Source organism: Methylopila jiangsuensis (assembly GCF_027922305.1).
GTDB classification, from domain to species: Bacteria; Pseudomonadota; Alphaproteobacteria; order Rhizobiales; family Methylopilaceae; genus Methylopila; species Methylopila jiangsuensis.
In genome coordinates this window covers 82,006-96,285 of the sequence record NZ_BSFK01000016.1, presented here as the reverse complement: position 1 = coordinate 96,285, position 14,280 = coordinate 82,006, and the positions used below count along the sequence as shown (strand labels likewise).

General features: G+C 70.0%; 13 protein-coding genes. 10 read left to right on the top strand and 3 right to left on the bottom strand.

The annotated features are described in order from the left end of the window. Positions 1-143 precede the first annotated feature (143 nt). Positions 144-1,154, top strand: a complete 1,011-nt coding sequence (locus tag PKE85_RS13245; RefSeq protein ID WP_271205237.1) for an NAD(P)H-quinone oxidoreductase — start codon at positions 144-146, stop codon at positions 1,152-1,154. A 125-nt stretch (positions 1,155-1,279) separates the two neighbouring features. Here the strand turns inward: PKE85_RS13245 and PKE85_RS13240 are convergent, their stop codons facing one another. Together PKE85_RS13240 and PKE85_RS13235 are read right to left on the bottom strand one after the other, a co-directional pair. Further along, the gene (locus PKE85_RS13240) at positions 1,280-1,699 is read right to left on the bottom strand and encodes a dihydrofolate reductase family protein (RefSeq protein ID WP_271205236.1); all 420 of its coding nucleotides are present in this window, start codon (positions 1,697-1,699) and stop codon (positions 1,280-1,282) included. Positions 1,700-1,770: 71 nt separating this feature from the next. After that, on the bottom strand, positions 1,771-2,424 hold the full coding sequence (locus PKE85_RS13235) for a pyridoxamine 5'-phosphate oxidase family protein (protein WP_271205235.1): 654 nt from the start codon (positions 2,422-2,424) through the stop codon (positions 1,771-1,773). A gap of 225 nt (positions 2,425-2,649) precedes the next feature. Between PKE85_RS13235 and rimP the strand changes: the two genes are divergently transcribed. The 5 genes from rimP (at position 2,650) to rbfA (ending at position 9,083) form a co-directional block, all read left to right on the top strand. After that, positions 2,650-3,393: a ribosome maturation factor RimP gene (gene rimP / locus PKE85_RS13230; RefSeq protein WP_271205234.1), complete on the top strand. Its 744-nt coding sequence runs from the start codon at positions 2,650-2,652 to the stop codon at positions 3,391-3,393. Between the two features lie 6 nt (positions 3,394-3,399). Then, positions 3,400-5,016, top strand: a complete 1,617-nt coding sequence (nusA, locus tag PKE85_RS13225; RefSeq protein WP_271205233.1) for a transcription termination factor NusA — start codon at positions 3,400-3,402, stop codon at positions 5,014-5,016. Between the two features lie 11 nt (positions 5,017-5,027). Then, entirely contained in the window at positions 5,028-5,720 is a 693-nt protein-coding gene (locus tag PKE85_RS13220) for an RNA-binding protein (RefSeq protein WP_271205232.1), read from the top strand. Beyond that, positions 5,717-8,524: a translation initiation factor IF-2 gene (gene infB / locus PKE85_RS13215; RefSeq protein ID WP_271205231.1), complete on the top strand. Its 2,808-nt coding sequence runs from the start codon at positions 5,717-5,719 to the stop codon at positions 8,522-8,524. Before PKE85_RS13220 ends, infB begins: the two co-directional genes overlap by 4 nt. A 142-nt stretch (positions 8,525-8,666) precedes the next feature. Further along, positions 8,667-9,083, top strand: a complete 417-nt coding sequence (gene rbfA / locus PKE85_RS13210; RefSeq protein WP_271205230.1) for a 30S ribosome-binding factor RbfA — start codon at positions 8,667-8,669, stop codon at positions 9,081-9,083. 86 nt (positions 9,084-9,169) lie between these two features. Here the strand turns inward: rbfA and PKE85_RS13205 are convergent, their stop codons facing one another. Then, positions 9,170-9,616 carry an endonuclease domain-containing protein gene (locus tag PKE85_RS13205; protein ID WP_271205229.1) on the bottom strand — a complete coding sequence of 149 codons (447 nt, stop codon included), beginning with the start codon at positions 9,614-9,616 and terminating at the stop codon, positions 9,170-9,172. Between PKE85_RS13205 and truB the strand changes: the two genes are divergently transcribed. The 4 genes from truB to PKE85_RS13185 all read left to right on the top strand — a co-directional run bounded on the left by truB (position 9,615) and on the right by PKE85_RS13185 (position 14,159). Next, complete coding sequence (gene truB / locus PKE85_RS13200) at positions 9,615-10,541, top strand: tRNA pseudouridine(55) synthase TruB (protein WP_271205228.1); 927 nt, start codon at positions 9,615-9,617, stop codon at positions 10,539-10,541. The two genes, PKE85_RS13205 and truB, sit on opposite strands and share 2 nt — an antisense overlap. Before the next feature lie 46 nt (positions 10,542-10,587). Beyond that, a complete protein-coding gene (rpsO, locus tag PKE85_RS13195; RefSeq protein ID WP_271205227.1) occupies positions 10,588-10,857 on the top strand; it encodes a 30S ribosomal protein S15 in 270 nt (89 codons plus the stop codon). Positions 10,858-11,264: 407 nt separating this feature from the next. Beyond that, positions 11,265-13,481, top strand: coding sequence for a polyribonucleotide nucleotidyltransferase (gene pnp / locus PKE85_RS13190; RefSeq protein ID WP_271205226.1), 2,217 nt, complete (start codon positions 11,265-11,267; stop codon positions 13,479-13,481). Between the two features lie 180 nt (positions 13,482-13,661). Then, positions 13,662-14,159 carry a YciE/YciF ferroxidase family protein gene (locus tag PKE85_RS13185; RefSeq protein ID WP_271205225.1) on the top strand — a complete coding sequence of 166 codons (498 nt, stop codon included), beginning with the start codon at positions 13,662-13,664 and terminating at the stop codon, positions 14,157-14,159. The last annotated feature ends 121 nt before the right edge of the window (positions 14,160-14,280 follow it).

Below are 14,280 nucleotides of genomic sequence, written 5' to 3'. Positions count from 1 at the left end.
GCTTCAGGCGGATGTGACGCCCCGTCATCGCATATTCGGGGCGCGGCGCCACGTCCGGGAAGGCTTGCCCTCAGACGCGGGGCGCGCCAAACCATGCGCCCAAGACACGGCAAGACCACACGCCCTCAAGGACCGGACGCCCCATGACCCAGCTTCCCGCCGACATGGCCTTCATCCGCGCCGAGGGCGCCGGCGAGCCCGACGTCCTCGCGCTCGCCCGCGGCCCGCTGCCGGAGCCGAAGGAGGGCGAGGTGCTGGTGGAGGTGGCGGCCGCCGGCGTCAACCGGCCGGACGTGATGCAGCGCAAGGGCATGTATCCCGCCCCTCCCGGCGCGCCGGAGACGCTCGGGCTCGAGATCGCCGGCCGCGTTGCGGCGCTCGGCGCAGGCGTCGAGAACCTGAAGGTCGGCGACGCGGTCTGCGCGCTGATCGCCGGCGGCGGCTACGCCGAATACGCGGTCGCGCACGCCTCCAACTGCCTGCCGGTCCCGAAGGGCCTCTCCATGGTGGAGGCCGCGAGCCTGCCCGAGACCTTCATGACGGTGTGGTCCAACGTGTTCGACCGGGCCGGGCTGAAAAGCGGCCAGAGCTTCCTGGTGCATGGCGGAACGAGCGGCATCGGCGTCACCGCCATCCAGCTCGCCGCCGCCCGCGGCGCCACCGTCTACGCCACCGCCGGCGGGCCGGAGAAGGCGGCCTTCTGCGAAAAGCTCGGCGCCAAGCGCGGAATCGACTACCGCGCCGAGGACTTCCAGGCCGTGCTGAAGGAGGAGACCGGCGGCAAGGGCGTCAACGTCATCCTCGACATGGTCGGCGGCGAGTACACCGCCAAGAACCTGAAGTCGCTGGCGGCGGACGGCTTCCTGGTCCAGATCGCCTTCATGCAGGGGCCGAAGGTCAGCATCGACCTCACGCCCATCATGCTGAAGCGGCTCAACCTGACGGGCTCCACCCTGCGCGCCCGGCCCGTGGCCCAGAAGGCGGCGATCGCCGAGGCGCTGGTCCGGGAAGTCTGGCCGCTGATCGAGGCGGGCAAGATCAAGCCCGTGGTCCACGCCACGTTCCCGCTGGCTGGCGCCGCCGACGCGCACCGGCTGATGGAGGCGAGCAGCCACATGGGCAAGATCATCCTCACCACCGACAAAGCGGCCTGAGCGGAAGTCTGGCTGCGTCTTCGCCGGGATGGCCGGAGCATGCCGGCCATCCGCGACGCCGGCCATTCAAGGGCTCATGCGCTTCAGGCGAGGCCCGCCCGAGATCGGCTCGGGCGTCCGCGCGGTCAGCCGCGCTCCTGCACGGAAGCGCCGCCGGCGATCAGCCAGTTGACGTCGAACCAGCGGTCGGCCGGGCCGTCATAGGGCAGCCGGTTGATGTCCCAGTGCCGGATGTACGGCGCATAGGCGCCCCAGGCCACCGGGCCGCCGCCCACATAGACCACCCGGTCCGGGAAGCGGGCCAGCACGTCGCGCGGGTCCATGCCGCGGTCGGTGATGAACAGCGTGCGGTCGCCCCGGGCGAAGTCCGGGATGGCCTCGATGGTCTTGCGGCCCGCGACCAGAACATGGCCGCGAGTGATGTCGAAGAACCGGGCCACGTCGTCCACGAACGCCTGGCGCGGGTCGCCCTCCCACGGCAGCACGCCGTTGAGGCCCATCTGGCCGCTGAGGCCGATGGCGCAGATCGAGCGGACGTCGGGCATGGGAAGGCTCCTGTTGCGGTTCGCCGAGCCCTAGCCCGATCCGGCCCGCACGGTCAAAGGCGCGGGGCCGCTCACGCCTCGCCGTTCGCGACCTTCGCCTCATAGGCCGGCAGGTCGAGCAGGCCCTCGCGCTCGGCCGCGCGGCGGTCGCCCTCGGGCAGCGCCTCCTGCACGAAATCAAGCCGCTTCCATTCGGCGAGCGGCGCGGAGCCGTCCGCCGCCGGCACGTAGCGCGAGGTCCCGACCCGCTGGTGGCGGTGGATGTAGCGCGGGCAGTTGACCCAGGTCTTGTCCAGAGCCACCCGGACCACGCACTGGGCGCCCGGCCATTCGCCCTTCAGCGGATCGTCCACGGACAGCGTGGCGATCCCTTGCGCGCGCAGCCGATGCGGCGTCTCGAAGTCGATGAACAGCAGCCCGACCTTGCCCTGCCCCTGCAGATTGCCGAAGGACAGGAACATGCCGTTGCCGTCGAAGCCCGGAAACGCGATCGTGCGCGCGTCCAGCACCCGCACCAGCCCCTCCGGTCCGCCCTTGTAGGACACGGAGGGCATGCCGTCCGGATCGACGGTGGACAGGAAGAAGAAGTCGCGCGAGGCCACGAAGGCCTGATCCGCCTCGCTCAGGTCGTCCCGCACATGATGCGCGTCGAGGAAATCGGCCAGCGGGCGCGAGCCGAACGCCTCCTGCAGCGCGCGGTGCGTGTCGGAATAGAGCGAGGTCATGAGGCGTGTCTCCCGAAGCCTTGTTCCAAGGTCTTTGGGCGTATGACGGCACGGCCGGCCGCGCCTGTCCATGGGCGAAGGGCGGTTTGCGCCCTTGCGATCGACACGCAAAATGCGTATATCTCACTCCATCACTGACATCGTCGACTGGCTTCGATCGAGGCTTTTCGAGGGTGGGTCCCGAAGGGGCCCGCTCCAAACCCGCTTAAACGCTCCCAGGATTTCATGACCGACGGCATCGCGACCGAGATCGACAGCCCCCTCGACGAACCCCGCCTCGTGACCGAGAGCGGCGTCGACGCGCGCGTGGCGGCGATCGTGGGTCCGACGCTGATCGACCTCGGCTTCCGTCTGGTGCGGGTCAAGTCCTCGGGCCGCGACGGCTACACCCTGCAGATCATGGTGGAGCGCGCCGACGGCACCTTCACGGTCGACGACTGCGAGGTCGCCTCCAAGGCGGTCTCGCCGGTGCTCGACGTGGAGGACCCGATCGACCGCGCCTACAACCTGGAAGTCTCCTCCCCCGGCATCGACCGCCCGCTGGTGCGCGTGTCCGACTTCGCGCGCTGGGCCGGCCATCTCGCCAAGGTGGAGATGGAGGTGGCCGTGGACGGCCGCCGCCGCTTCAAGGGCGTGCTGGAGGGCGTGGACGGCGACCTGGCGCTGCTGCGCCGCGACGACGCCGGCAAGGACGAACCCGCCAGGGTGCGCCTGCCCATCGCCGACGTGGCCGAGGCCCGCCTGATCCTCACCGACGAGCTGATCCGCGAGGCGCTGCGCCGGGCCAAGGCCGCCGGCCGCGCGCCGGACGACGAGGACGGCGACGAGACGTTGACCGACGACGGCGCGGCGCCCGCGTCCGCCGCCGATGACGAGACCGCCGCGGCGCCCGAGGGCGCGCGGCCGGCCCGCCGCTGGAGCGGCGCAAAAGGGGGAGCCGGCAAGGCCGCCCCCAAGGCACGGAGGTAAACCCCAATGGCGAGCGCCAACCGGCTCGAGCTTCTCCAGATCGCTGAGGCCGTCGCCCGCGAGAAGGTCATCGACAAGGGCATCGTGCTCGAGGCGATGGAGGACGCGATCCAGAAGGCCGCCCGGTCCCGCTACGGGCTGGAGACGGAGATCCGCGCCGAGATCCATCCCAAGACCGGCGAGATCCGCCTGTCGCGCCTGATGCTCGTCGTCGACAGCGTCGACAACGACAACATCGAGATTTCCCTCGACGACGCCCGCAAGCGCAACCCGGCCGCCCAGCCCGGCGACTACATCGCCGACACGCTGCCGCCGTTCGACTTCGGCCGCATCGCCGCCCAGTCCGCCAAGCAGGTGATCGTGCAGAAGGTGCGCGACGCCGAGCGCGACCGCCAGTACCAGGAGTACAAGGATCGCATCGGCGACATCGTCAACGGTCTGGTGAAGCGCGTCGAATACGGCAACGTCATCGTGGACCTCGGCCGCGGCGAGGCCATCGTGCGCCGCGACGAGCTCCTGCCGCGCGAGCAGTTCCGCCCCGGCGACCGCGTGCGCGCCTATGTGTACGACGTGCGCCGCGAACCGCGCGGGCCGCAGATCTTCCTGTCGCGCACCCATCCGCAGTTCATGGCGAAGCTGTTCGCCCAGGAGGTGCCGGAAATCTACGACGGCGTGATCGAGGTGAAGGCGGTGGCCCGCGATCCGGGCTCGCGCGCCAAGATCGCCGTGATCTCCCGCGACGGCTCCATCGACCCCGTGGGCGCCTGCGTCGGCATGCGCGGCTCGCGCGTGCAGGCGGTGGTGCAGGAGCTGCAGGGCGAGAAGATCGACATCATCCCCTGGTCCACCGACAACGCCACCTTCATCGTCAACGCGCTGCAGCCGGCGGAAGTGGTGAAGGTCGTTCTCGACGAGGACACCAACAAGATCGAGGTGGTGGTTCCCGACGACCAGCTCTCGCTCGCCATCGGCCGCCGCGGCCAGAACGTGCGCCTCGCCTCCCAGCTCACCGGCTGGGACATCGACATCATGACCGAGGCCGAGGAGAGCGAGCGCCGCCAGAAGGAGTTCCAGACCCGGTCGCAGGAGTTCATGGCGGCGCTCGACGTGGACGAGACCCTCGGCCAGCTGCTGGCGGCGGAAGGCTTCGTCTCCGTGGAGGAGATCGCCTATGTGGAGCTCTCGGAGCTGGCCTCGATCGAGGGCTTCGACGAGGACACCGCGCAGGAGATCCAGAACCGCGCGCTGGACTATCTGGCCCGCATCGAGGCCGAGCATGACGCCCGCCGCGTCGAGCTCGGCGTGGAGGACGCCCTGCGCGAGGTGCCGGGCGTGACCACGGCCATGCTGGTGGCCTTCGGCGAGCACGACATCAAGACGGTCGAGGATCTGGCCGGCTGCGCCACCGACGACCTGATCGGCTGGATCGACCGCAGCGGTCCGGAGGCCCGCCGCGAGAGCGGCGCGCTCGACGGCTTCTACGTCTCCCGCGACGAGGCCGAGGGCATGATCATGCAGGCGCGCGTCAAGGCGGGCTGGATCGACGAGGCCGACCTCGCCGCGCCCGAGGAGGAGGCCGTGGAGGCCGACGAGACGGTCGAGGCGGAGCCGGCGCGGGTCTGACGGCGCGTCGGATGGCGGGCGACCGCGACGACGACCGCGCCGCTCCGGAGCGCACCTGCGTCGCGACGCGCGCGACCAGGGCCGTGGACGAGCTGATCCGCTTCGTCCGCGCGCCGGACGGAACCGTGGTTCCCGACCTGAAGCGCGAGCTTCCCGGCCGGGGCGTGTGGGTGACGGCCGAGGCCGAGGCGGTGCGCCTTGCGGTGAAGCGCAAGGCCTTCGCCCGCGGCTTCAAGGATCAGGCGAGCGTCGATCCCGCGATCGACGCCGTGGTCGACGCGCTTCTCGAGCGTCAGGCGCTCGCGATGCTTGGCTTCGCTCAGAAGGCGGGGCGTGTGACCTGCGGTTTCGCCAAGGTGGAGGCGGCTTTCGTCAAGGAGCCCGTCATCGCTCTGGTGGAAGCCGAAGACGGGGGCGCCGACGGCGCCCGCAAGTTACGGCAGGTTCTGACGCGGCTGAACAAGCTGTCGGCGGTCCGTGTCATCAAGTTGTTTCGCTCCGCTCAATTGGACTTGGCGTTGGGGCGGATGAATGTGGTACATGCAGCGCTGCTCGCAGGCCCCGTCAGCGCCGCCTTTCTCGCGCGATGCGACCAGCTCGCGCGCTACCGAGGCGTGAAGGCTGATGGGCCCGTCTCCGCGAAGGCCGCGGAGACGATGGGTGTTGGGGCAGGCGAGCCGCCTGCAGGAACGGACAGGGCATGACGGACACGAAGAATACCGGCGACAAGACGCTCACCGCATCTCCGAAGACGCTCACGCTGAAGCGTCCGTCGGAGACGGGCGTCGTGCGCCAGAGTTTCAGCCACGGACGCACGAACGCCGTGGTGGTTGAGAAGGTGAAGCGCCGCACCGTGACCCCGGGTGACGCCAAGGGCGCATCCGCCGCACCCTCCCCGTCCGCCGCGTCCACGGCTCCGGCGCCCGCTCCCGCCCGGCCCGCCCCGCAGCAGCCTGCGGCGCCCCAGCGTCCCGCCGCCTCCGGCCAGCCGCAGCGTCCGGCCCCCGCCGCGCCGCGCGCAGGCGGACGTCCCGGCGGCGTCGTGCTGCGCACCCTGACCTCCGACGAGATGGGCGCCCGCGCCCAGGCGCTCGCCGGCGCCCGCATCCGCGAAGCGGAAGACCGCAAGCGCGCCGAGGCTGACGCCCGAGCCCGCGCCGTGCGCGAGGCCGAGGAAGAGCGCGAGCGTCTGGCGGCCGAGGCCCGCAAGCGCGAGGAGGACGCCCGCCGCCAGCAGGAGGAGGAGGCCCGACGCCGCGCCGAGATCGAAGCCGCCAAGCGCGCGCAGGATGCGGCGACCATATCCACGCCGCAGACCGCCGCCCCCGTCGCGGAGCGTCCGGCCGCGTCCGCGCCGCGTCCGCAGTCGTCCGCCCCCTATTCCGCCCAGCGCCCCGCCGGTCCGTCTTCGGCCGGCCCGCGTCCGGCCGGCCCGTCCTCCACGGCGCCGCGCCGGCCGGGCGCGCCCGCGCCGATCGGCGGCGTGCGCCGTCCGTCCGCGCCGATCGAGTCCGAGGAGCCCGTGCGCGCTCCCGTGCGCCGCGCCGGCCCGAGCGCTCCCGTGCGCGCCCCGGCCCCGGCCAAGCCCGAACGCGCCAAGGCCGCCCCGACCAAGGAGCGCGGACGCCTCACCATCGCCACCGCCACCGGCGGCAGCGACGAGGAGCGGTCGCGTTCGGTCGCGTCCTACCGCCGGCGCGTGCAGCGCCTGTCCGGCAAGGGCCATCAGGAGCCCAAGGAGAAGCTCGCCCGCGAAGTGACGGTCCCCGAGACCCTCACGGTGCAGGAGCTGGCGAACCGCATGTCGGAGCGCGCGGTGGACGTGGTGCGCCTGCTGATGAAGCAGGGCGTCATGAAGAAGATCACCGACCTGATCGACGCCGACACCGCCCAGCTCATCGCCGAGGAGCTGGGCCACACCGTGCGCCGCGTGGCCGAGTCCGACGTGGAGGAAGGCCTGTTCGACGCCCCCGACGCGCCGGAGAGCCTGAAGCCGCGCCCGCCGGTCGTGACCATCATGGGCCACGTGGACCACGGCAAGACCTCGCTGCTGGACGCCATCCGCCAGACCAACGTGGTCAAGGGCGAGGCCGGCGGCATCACCCAGCACATCGGCGCCTATCAGGTGACGTCGCCGCTCGGCGGCAAGATCACCTTCATCGACACGCCGGGCCACGCCGCCTTCACGGCGATGCGCGCCCGCGGCGCCAAGTCCACGGACATCGTGGTGCTGGTGGTGGCGGCCGACGACGGCGTGAAGCCGCAGACCGCGGAGGCGATCAACCACGCCCGCGCGGCCGGCGTGCCGATCATCGTGGCGATCAACAAGGTCGACAAGCCCGAGGCCAAGCCGGAAAAGGTGCGCAGCGAGCTGCTGCAGTACGAGATCCAGGTGGAGTCGCTGGGCGGCGAGACCCTGGAGGTCGAGGTCTCGGCCAAGGCGCGGACCAATCTCGACAAGCTGCTCGAGATCATCCAGCTCCAGTCCGAAATCCTCGAGCTGAAGGCGAATCCCGACCGTCCGGCCGAGGGCACCGTGATCGAGGCCAAGCTCGACCGCGGCCGCGGTCCGGTAGCGACGGCGCTGGTCCAGCGCGGCACGCTGTATCAGGGCGACATCGTGGTGGCCGGTTCCGAATGGGGCCGCGTGCGCGCCCTCGTCACCGACCAGGGCGACACCACCCCCGAGGCCGGCCCGTCCATGCCGGTGGAGATCCTCGGCTTCAACGGAGCGCCGGAGGCCGGCGACCGCATCGCAGTGGTGGAGAACGAGGCCCGCGCCCGCGAGATCGCCGACTACCGCACGCGTCAGAAGCGCGAGCAGGCGGCGGCCCGCGCCGTGGTCCGCGTCTCGGGCCTCGAGCAGATGATGTCGCAGATCAAGGTGGCGGGTAAGAAGGAGTTCCCACTCGTCATCAAGGGCGACGTGCAGGGCTCCGTGGAGGCGATCGTCCAGGCGCTGGAGAAGGTCGGCAACGACGAAGTCGGCGTGCGCGTGCTGCTGTCGGGCGCCGGCGGCGTGACCGAGAGCGACGTGATCCTGGCCTCGGCCTCGAACGCGGTGGTGATCGGCTTCAACGTCCGCGCGCTGAAGGAGGCCCGCGACGCCGCCGAGCGCACCGGCACCGAAATCCGCTACTACAACATCATCTACGATCTGGTGGACGACATCAAAGCCGCCATGTCCGGGATGCTGTCGCCGGAGCGGCGCGAGGACTTCCTCGGCAACGCCCAGATCCGCGAGATCTTCGCGGTGTCCAAGGTCGGCAAGATCGCCGGCTGCCTCGTCACCGAGGGCGTGGTCCAGAAGGGCGCGAGCGTGCGCCTCATCCGCGACAACGTCGTCATCCACGAGGGCAAGCTCGCGACGCTCAAGCGCTTCAAGGACGACGTGCCGGAAATCCGCGCCGGCACCGAATGCGGCATGTCGTTCGAGAACTACCAGGACATGCGCGCCGGCGACGTGATCGAGTGCTACCGCGTCACGGAAGTGAAGCGCACGCTCTAAGCGCGTCCGACGTTCGAACCATTTGCGACCCGCGGCTCACGCCGCGGGTCGTTCGTTTGTCCGCTCACGGCCGGTCCGATCCCGGCCCTGACGGCGCTCCGGCGCAGGTCCGGACGCCGCAAAGGCGAAGAAGGAACACAGAATGTCCCGTTCTTCTCAGGGCTCCAAGGCCCCGTCGCAGCGCATGCTGCGCGTCGGCGAACTCGTGCGCCACGCGCTGGCTGAGGTGTTCCAGCGTGGCGAGGTGATGGACCCGGTGCTGGAGAAGCACGTCATCACCGTGCCCGAGGTCCGCATGACGCCGGACCTGAAGCTCGCCACCGCCTATGTGATGCCGCTCGGCGGCAAGGACGTCGCCAAGGTGCTCAAGGCGCTGGAGGCCAACCGCAAGCAGATCCGCATGCTGGTGGTGCAGCGCCTCGCGCTGAAATCCGCGCCGGACCTCCGCTTCCGCGAGGACGAGAGCTTCGCCGAAGGCGCCCGCATCGACGCGCTGCTGCGCTCGCCGCAGGTCTCCCGCGATCTGGACGAAGACGCGCCGGAGGGCGACGACCGATGAGCCGCGCGCTCTTTTCCGCAGCACGCGCGGGCCTTCACCTCTCCCCGGCGGGGAGAGGTCGCCGCGCAGCGGCGGGTGAGGGGGCGCTATCGCCCCGAAAGCTGAGCGCTGATCGCCTCGAGAACGCCCTCCAGATTGTCGTACACGTCGGCGTTGGAGACGCGCATCACGAAGAAGCCGTCGCGTTCGAGCCGCTCCGTCCGCGCGCGATCCCGACAGATCTCGGCGTCCGCGCCATGCGTGACGCCATCCACTTCGACGATGAGCTTTCCGGCGAGCGTCACGAAGTCGACGACGAAGCCGTCGATCGGATGCTGCCGTCGAAACTTCCGGCGCTCCAGCCGCCGGCCGCCCAGCGCCTGCCAGAGCGTCGCTTCCGCGCTCGTTTGAGTATTCCTCAGCGCTTTCGCGCGGGCTTTGAAGCGTCGCATCCCCCTCACCCGCTCGGCATGCGCCTCGCGACCTCTCCCCGCCGGGGAGAGGTGACGGCGCGCGCGTCCCGCACCGATTCTAGTCCGAAAGAGCTTTCCCATGTCGCGCCGTAAGAAGGGTCTCGACATCTCCGGCTGGCTGGTGCTCGACAAGCCGGTGGGCGTCGCCTCCACCCAGGCGGTGTCCAAGTGCCGCTGGATCTATCAGGCCAAGAAGGCAGGGCATGCGGGCACGCTGGACCCGCTCGCCTCCGGCATCCTGCCGATCGCCTTCGGCGAGGCCACCAAGACCGTGCCTTTCGTCATGGACGGCCGGAAGATCTACCGCTTCGAGGTCACCTGGGGGGTCGAGACCAACACCGACGACACCGAGGGCGAGGCGGTGGCGACCTCCGACGTGCGACCGTCGCAGGAGGCGATCCTCGCGCTGCTGCCGTCGTTCCGGGGCGCGATCGAGCAGGTCCCGCCCCAGTTCTCGGCCATCAAGATCGACGGCCAGCGCGCCTACGACCTCGCCCGAGACGGCGAGGAGGTGGAGCTTGCGGCCCGCACGATCGAGGTGCACCGGCTCGACCTGATCGAGGCGGATGCGGACAAGGCGGTGTTCGAGGCGGAGACCGGCAAGGGCGCCTATGTGCGGGCGCTCGCCCGCGACATGGGCCGGGCGCTCGGCACGCGAGGCCACGTGACGGCGCTTCGGCGGACCGCGGTCGGCGGCTTCACCGAGGACGACGCGATTTCGCTGGACGAACTGGAGCGTTTGCGACAGGGTGCCGGCGGCGAGCAGGAGCTCGCGGAATGCCTCCTTCCGGTTGAGACGGCGCTGGACGACATCCCGGCGCTCGCCGTCAGCCAGGCGGAGGCGGCACGGCTGCTCAACGGGCAGCCCGTGCTGCTGCGCGGACGGGATGCCCCGACCTATCAGGGCTCTGTCTCCGTGACGGCCGGCGGCGCGTTGATCGCGCTCGCCGAGATCGACCGCGGCGAACTCCATCCCCGACGCATTTTCCACCTCGACCGGGCGTGACGCCTGGCCGGGACCCGACAGTCTGATCGAACGAAGAGAGACCCCGATGTCGATCACCGCCGAACGCAAGAAGCAGCTCGTCGCCGACTACGCCACCAAGCCCGGCGACACCGGCTCCCCCGAAGTGCAGGTCGCCGTGCTCACCGAGCGCATCAACAACCTGACCGGCCACTTCAAGAGCCACGCCAAGGACAACCATTCCCGCCGCGGCCTGCTGAAGATGGTGAGCGCCCGCCGCTCGCTGCTGGACTACGTCAAGGGCAAGGACGTGGCCCGCTACCAGAGCCTGATCGAGCGTCTCGGCATCCGCCGCTGACGCTTTCCGGCGCCGCCGTCCCCCTCACCCGGCCCTTCGGGCCGACCTCTCCCCGCCGGGGAGAGGTGCGCAGGCGGCGCCGTTCTTCACCTTTCCCCGGCGGGGAGAGGTCGGATGACGCAGTCATCCGGGTGAGGGGGCGGCTCGACAGAGCCGTTTAGCGAGATCATGGCCGCCGGCGCAATGAGGCGCCGGCCGCCGCACTGTTGAGGATCCGGGACGCCATCGGGCCCCGGACGTCATGGGGCAGGATCGCAGGGCGCTTTTCCGACGCCGCGTCGAGACGCGGGCGTCGCCACGCCGGAGACGGCGTGGACCAGCGGAGAGCGCCGCGCCGTCTTGCCCATGGCTTTCAGACCGCCCGACGGTCGTCCCACGGTCCCGTGACCGCCAGGACGAACGAAGACATGTTTGAGATTCATCGCGAAAAGATCGAGTGGGCCGGCCGGACGCTGACGCTTGAGACGGGCCACGTGGCCCGCCAGGCCGACGGCGCCGTGCTCGTGACCTACGGCGAGACCACCGTGCTCGCCACCGCCGTGTCCGCCAAGGCCCCGAAGGCCGGCGTCGACTTCTTCCCGCTCACCGTGAACTACACCGAGAAGTACTACGCCGCGGGCCGCATCCCCGGCGGCTACTTCAAGCGCGAGCGCGGCCCGACCGAGAAGGACACGCTCACCTCCCGCCTGATCGACCGCCCGATCCGCCCGCTGTTCGCGGACGGCTACAAGAACGACACCCAGGTGGTCGTCACCGTTCTCTCCTACGACCTCGAGAACGATCCGGACATCGTGGGCATGATCGGCGCCTCCGCCGCGCTGACGCTCTCCGGCGTGCCGTTCATGGGCCCGATCGGCGGCGCCCGCGTCGGCTACATCGACGGCGAATATGTGCTGAACCCGGTCGCCGACCGCATGGAGGGCTCGGACCTCGACCTCGTGGTCGCCGGCACCCAGGACGCGGTGCTGATGGTGGAGTCGGAGGCCAAGGAGCTGTCCGAGGAGACCATGCTCGGCGCCGTGATGTTCGGCCACAAGGGCTTCCAGCCGGTGATCGAGGCCATCATCCGCCTCGCCGAGAAGGCCGCCAAGGAGCCCCGCGACCATCAGGTCGAGGACGTCTCCGAGCTCGAGAACAAGCTGCGCGAGCTGGTCGAGGCCGACCTGCGCGACGCTTACAAGATCAAGGCCAAACAGGACCGCTACGCCGCGGTCGGCGCCGCCAAGAAGAAGGCGCTCGCCGCCCTCTCCGGCGAAGGCGTCGAGAACCCGGTCGACGCGCTCAAGCTCGGCGCGGTGTTCAAGGAGCTCGAGGCCAAGATCGTCCGCTGGGGCATCCTGGACGACAAGATCCGCATCGATGGCCGCGACCTGACCACGGTGCGCCCGATCCTGGCGGAAGTGGGCGTGCTGCCGCGCACCCACGGCTCGGCCATCTTCACCCGCGGCGAGACCCAGGCCCTCGTGGTGGCGACGCTCGGCACCGGCGAGGACGAGCAGTTCATCGACTCGCTCGGCGGCACCTACAAGGAGCGCTTCCTGCTCCACTACAACTTCCCGCCCTATTCGGTGGGCGAGACCGGCCGCATGGGCGCGCCCGGCCGTCGTGAAGTGGGCCACGGCAAGCTCGCCTGGCGCGCGATCCACCCGATGCTGCCCAAGGCGGACGAGTTCCCCTACACGCTGCGCATCGTGTCCGAGATCACCGAGTCCAACGGCTCGTCCTCGATGGCCTCCGTCTGCGGCGCCTCGCTCTCGGCCATGGACGCCGGCGTGCCGCTGAAGCGGCCGGTGGCGGGCATCGCCATGGGCCTGATCCTCGAAGGCGAGAAGTTCGCCGTGCTGTCCGACATCCTCGGCGACGAGGACCACCTCGGCGACATGGACTTCAAGGTGGCCGGCACCGAAGCGGGCGTCACCGCGCTGCAGATGGACATCAAGATCGCCGGCATCACCGAGGAGATCATGAAGGTCGCCCTCGGCCAGGCGAAGGACGGCCGTCTCGGCATCCTCGACGAGATGTCCAAGGCGATCGCCGCCGGCCGCACCGAGCTCGGCGAGTACGCGCCGCGCATCGAGGTCATCAAGATCCCGACCGACAAGATCCGCGAAGTCATCGGCACCGGCGGCAAGGTCATCCGCGAGATCGTGGAGAAGACCGGCGCCAAGGTGAACATCGAGGACGACGGCACCGTGAAGGTGGCCTCCTCCGACGGCAAGGCCATCAAGGCCGCGCTGAACTGGATCAAGTCCATCGCCTCCGATCCGGAAGTGGGCGTGATCTATGAGGGCACCGTGGTGAAGGTGGTCGAGTTCGGCGCCTTCGTGAACTTCTTCGGCGCCAAGGACGGCCTCGTGCACGTCTCCCAGATCTCCCGGGAGCGGGTGGCCAAGCCCTCCGACGTCCTGAAGGAGGGCGACAAGGTCAAGGTCAAGCTCATGGGCTTCGACGACCGCGGCAAGACCCGCCTCTCCATGAAGGTCGTGGACCAGGAGACCGGCGAGGACCTCGAGGGCAAGGGCGCCGAGGGCGGCGACGCCGCCTCCGAGCCGTCCGAGGGCGGCGAAGAGCGTTCGGGCGGCCGTCGCGGCGGCCGTCGCCGTCGCGAGGACGCGGCCGAGTGATCGGACGCCCCTGACATCCGGTCCCGCCGCCTCGGGCGGACGGCATCGTGACCTCTCACGGAAAAGGCGGCCCTTCGCGGGGCCGCCTTTTTTATTGGCGTCCGAAAAGAAAGACTCGGCTTCGGCGGAACGTCGCCTCAGGTGTCGCGTTGGAGTCGCGAAACCGTGAGAGGAAACGCCATGAGCGACAAAGGTCTCGACATCCTATTCCACGAAACTCTGAAGGACATTTACTACGCGGAACGCAAGATCCTCAAGGCGCTGCCCAAGATGGCGCGCGGCGCGCAGGATCCGAAACTGAAAGCGGCCTTCACGAAACACAAGGACGAGACCGAAGGTCAGATCGAACGTCTGCAGAAGGTGTTCGAGATCATCGGCAAGCCCGCCCGCGGCAAGACCTGCGACGCGATCGAGGGCATCCTCGCGGAAGGCGAAGAGATTCTCGAGGAGTTCAAAGGCCAGCCCGCGCTCGACGCCGGCCTCGTGGCCGCGGCGCAGGCGGTTGAGCATTACGAGATGGCCCGCTACGGCGCGCTGAAGAGCTGGGCCACGGCGCTCGGCCTCACAGAAGCCGCGACTCTGCTCGACGAGACCCTGTCGGAGGAGAAGAAGACCGACTCCGACCTGACCAAGCTCGGGCAGGGCGTGGTGAACGAGACCGCCAAGAAAGCCGCCTGACGCCGCCGGCGCTCCCTCCGGACGCAGGCCTTCACCCATCCGCAGAGCGTCAACGCGGGTTGGGAGGCAGATGCCGTCCTGTCTGGTTGCAGGTTTACGCCTGTCTGGTTCCGCCGCCGCC

What these genes read in the sequence shown, in the direction of transcription:
- nusA (WP_271205233.1), top strand. Translation starts at nt 3,400, where the DNA reads ATGGCGAGCGCCAACCGGCTCGAGCTTCTCCAGATCGCTGAGGCCGTC.
- pnp (WP_271205226.1), top strand. Translation starts at nt 11,265, where the DNA reads ATGTTTGAGATTCATCGCGAAAAGATCGAGTGGGCCGGCCGGACGCTG.
- infB (WP_271205231.1), top strand. Translation starts at nt 5,717, where the DNA reads ATGACGGACACGAAGAATACCGGCGACAAGACGCTCACCGCATCTCCG.
- PKE85_RS13220 (WP_271205232.1), top strand. Translation starts at nt 5,028, where the DNA reads ATGGCGGGCGACCGCGACGACGACCGCGCCGCTCCGGAGCGCACCTGC.
- PKE85_RS13245 (WP_271205237.1), top strand. Translation starts at nt 144, where the DNA reads ATGACCCAGCTTCCCGCCGACATGGCCTTCATCCGCGCCGAGGGCGCC.
- rbfA (WP_271205230.1), top strand. Translation starts at nt 8,667, where the DNA reads ATGTCCCGTTCTTCTCAGGGCTCCAAGGCCCCGTCGCAGCGCATGCTG.
- PKE85_RS13240 (WP_271205236.1), bottom strand. Translation starts at nt 1,699, where the DNA reads ATGCCCGACGTCCGCTCGATCTGCGCCATCGGCCTCAGCGGCCAGATG.
- PKE85_RS13205 (WP_271205229.1), bottom strand. Translation starts at nt 9,616, where the DNA reads ATGGGAAAGCTCTTTCGGACTAGAATCGGTGCGGGACGCGCGCGCCGT.
- PKE85_RS13185 (WP_271205225.1), top strand. Translation starts at nt 13,662, where the DNA reads ATGAGCGACAAAGGTCTCGACATCCTATTCCACGAAACTCTGAAGGAC.
- truB (WP_271205228.1), top strand. Translation starts at nt 9,615, where the DNA reads ATGTCGCGCCGTAAGAAGGGTCTCGACATCTCCGGCTGGCTGGTGCTC.
- rpsO (WP_271205227.1), top strand. Translation starts at nt 10,588, where the DNA reads ATGTCGATCACCGCCGAACGCAAGAAGCAGCTCGTCGCCGACTACGCC.
- rimP (WP_271205234.1), top strand. Translation starts at nt 2,650, where the DNA reads ATGACCGACGGCATCGCGACCGAGATCGACAGCCCCCTCGACGAACCC.
- PKE85_RS13235 (WP_271205235.1), bottom strand. Translation starts at nt 2,424, where the DNA reads ATGACCTCGCTCTATTCCGACACGCACCGCGCGCTGCAGGAGGCGTTC.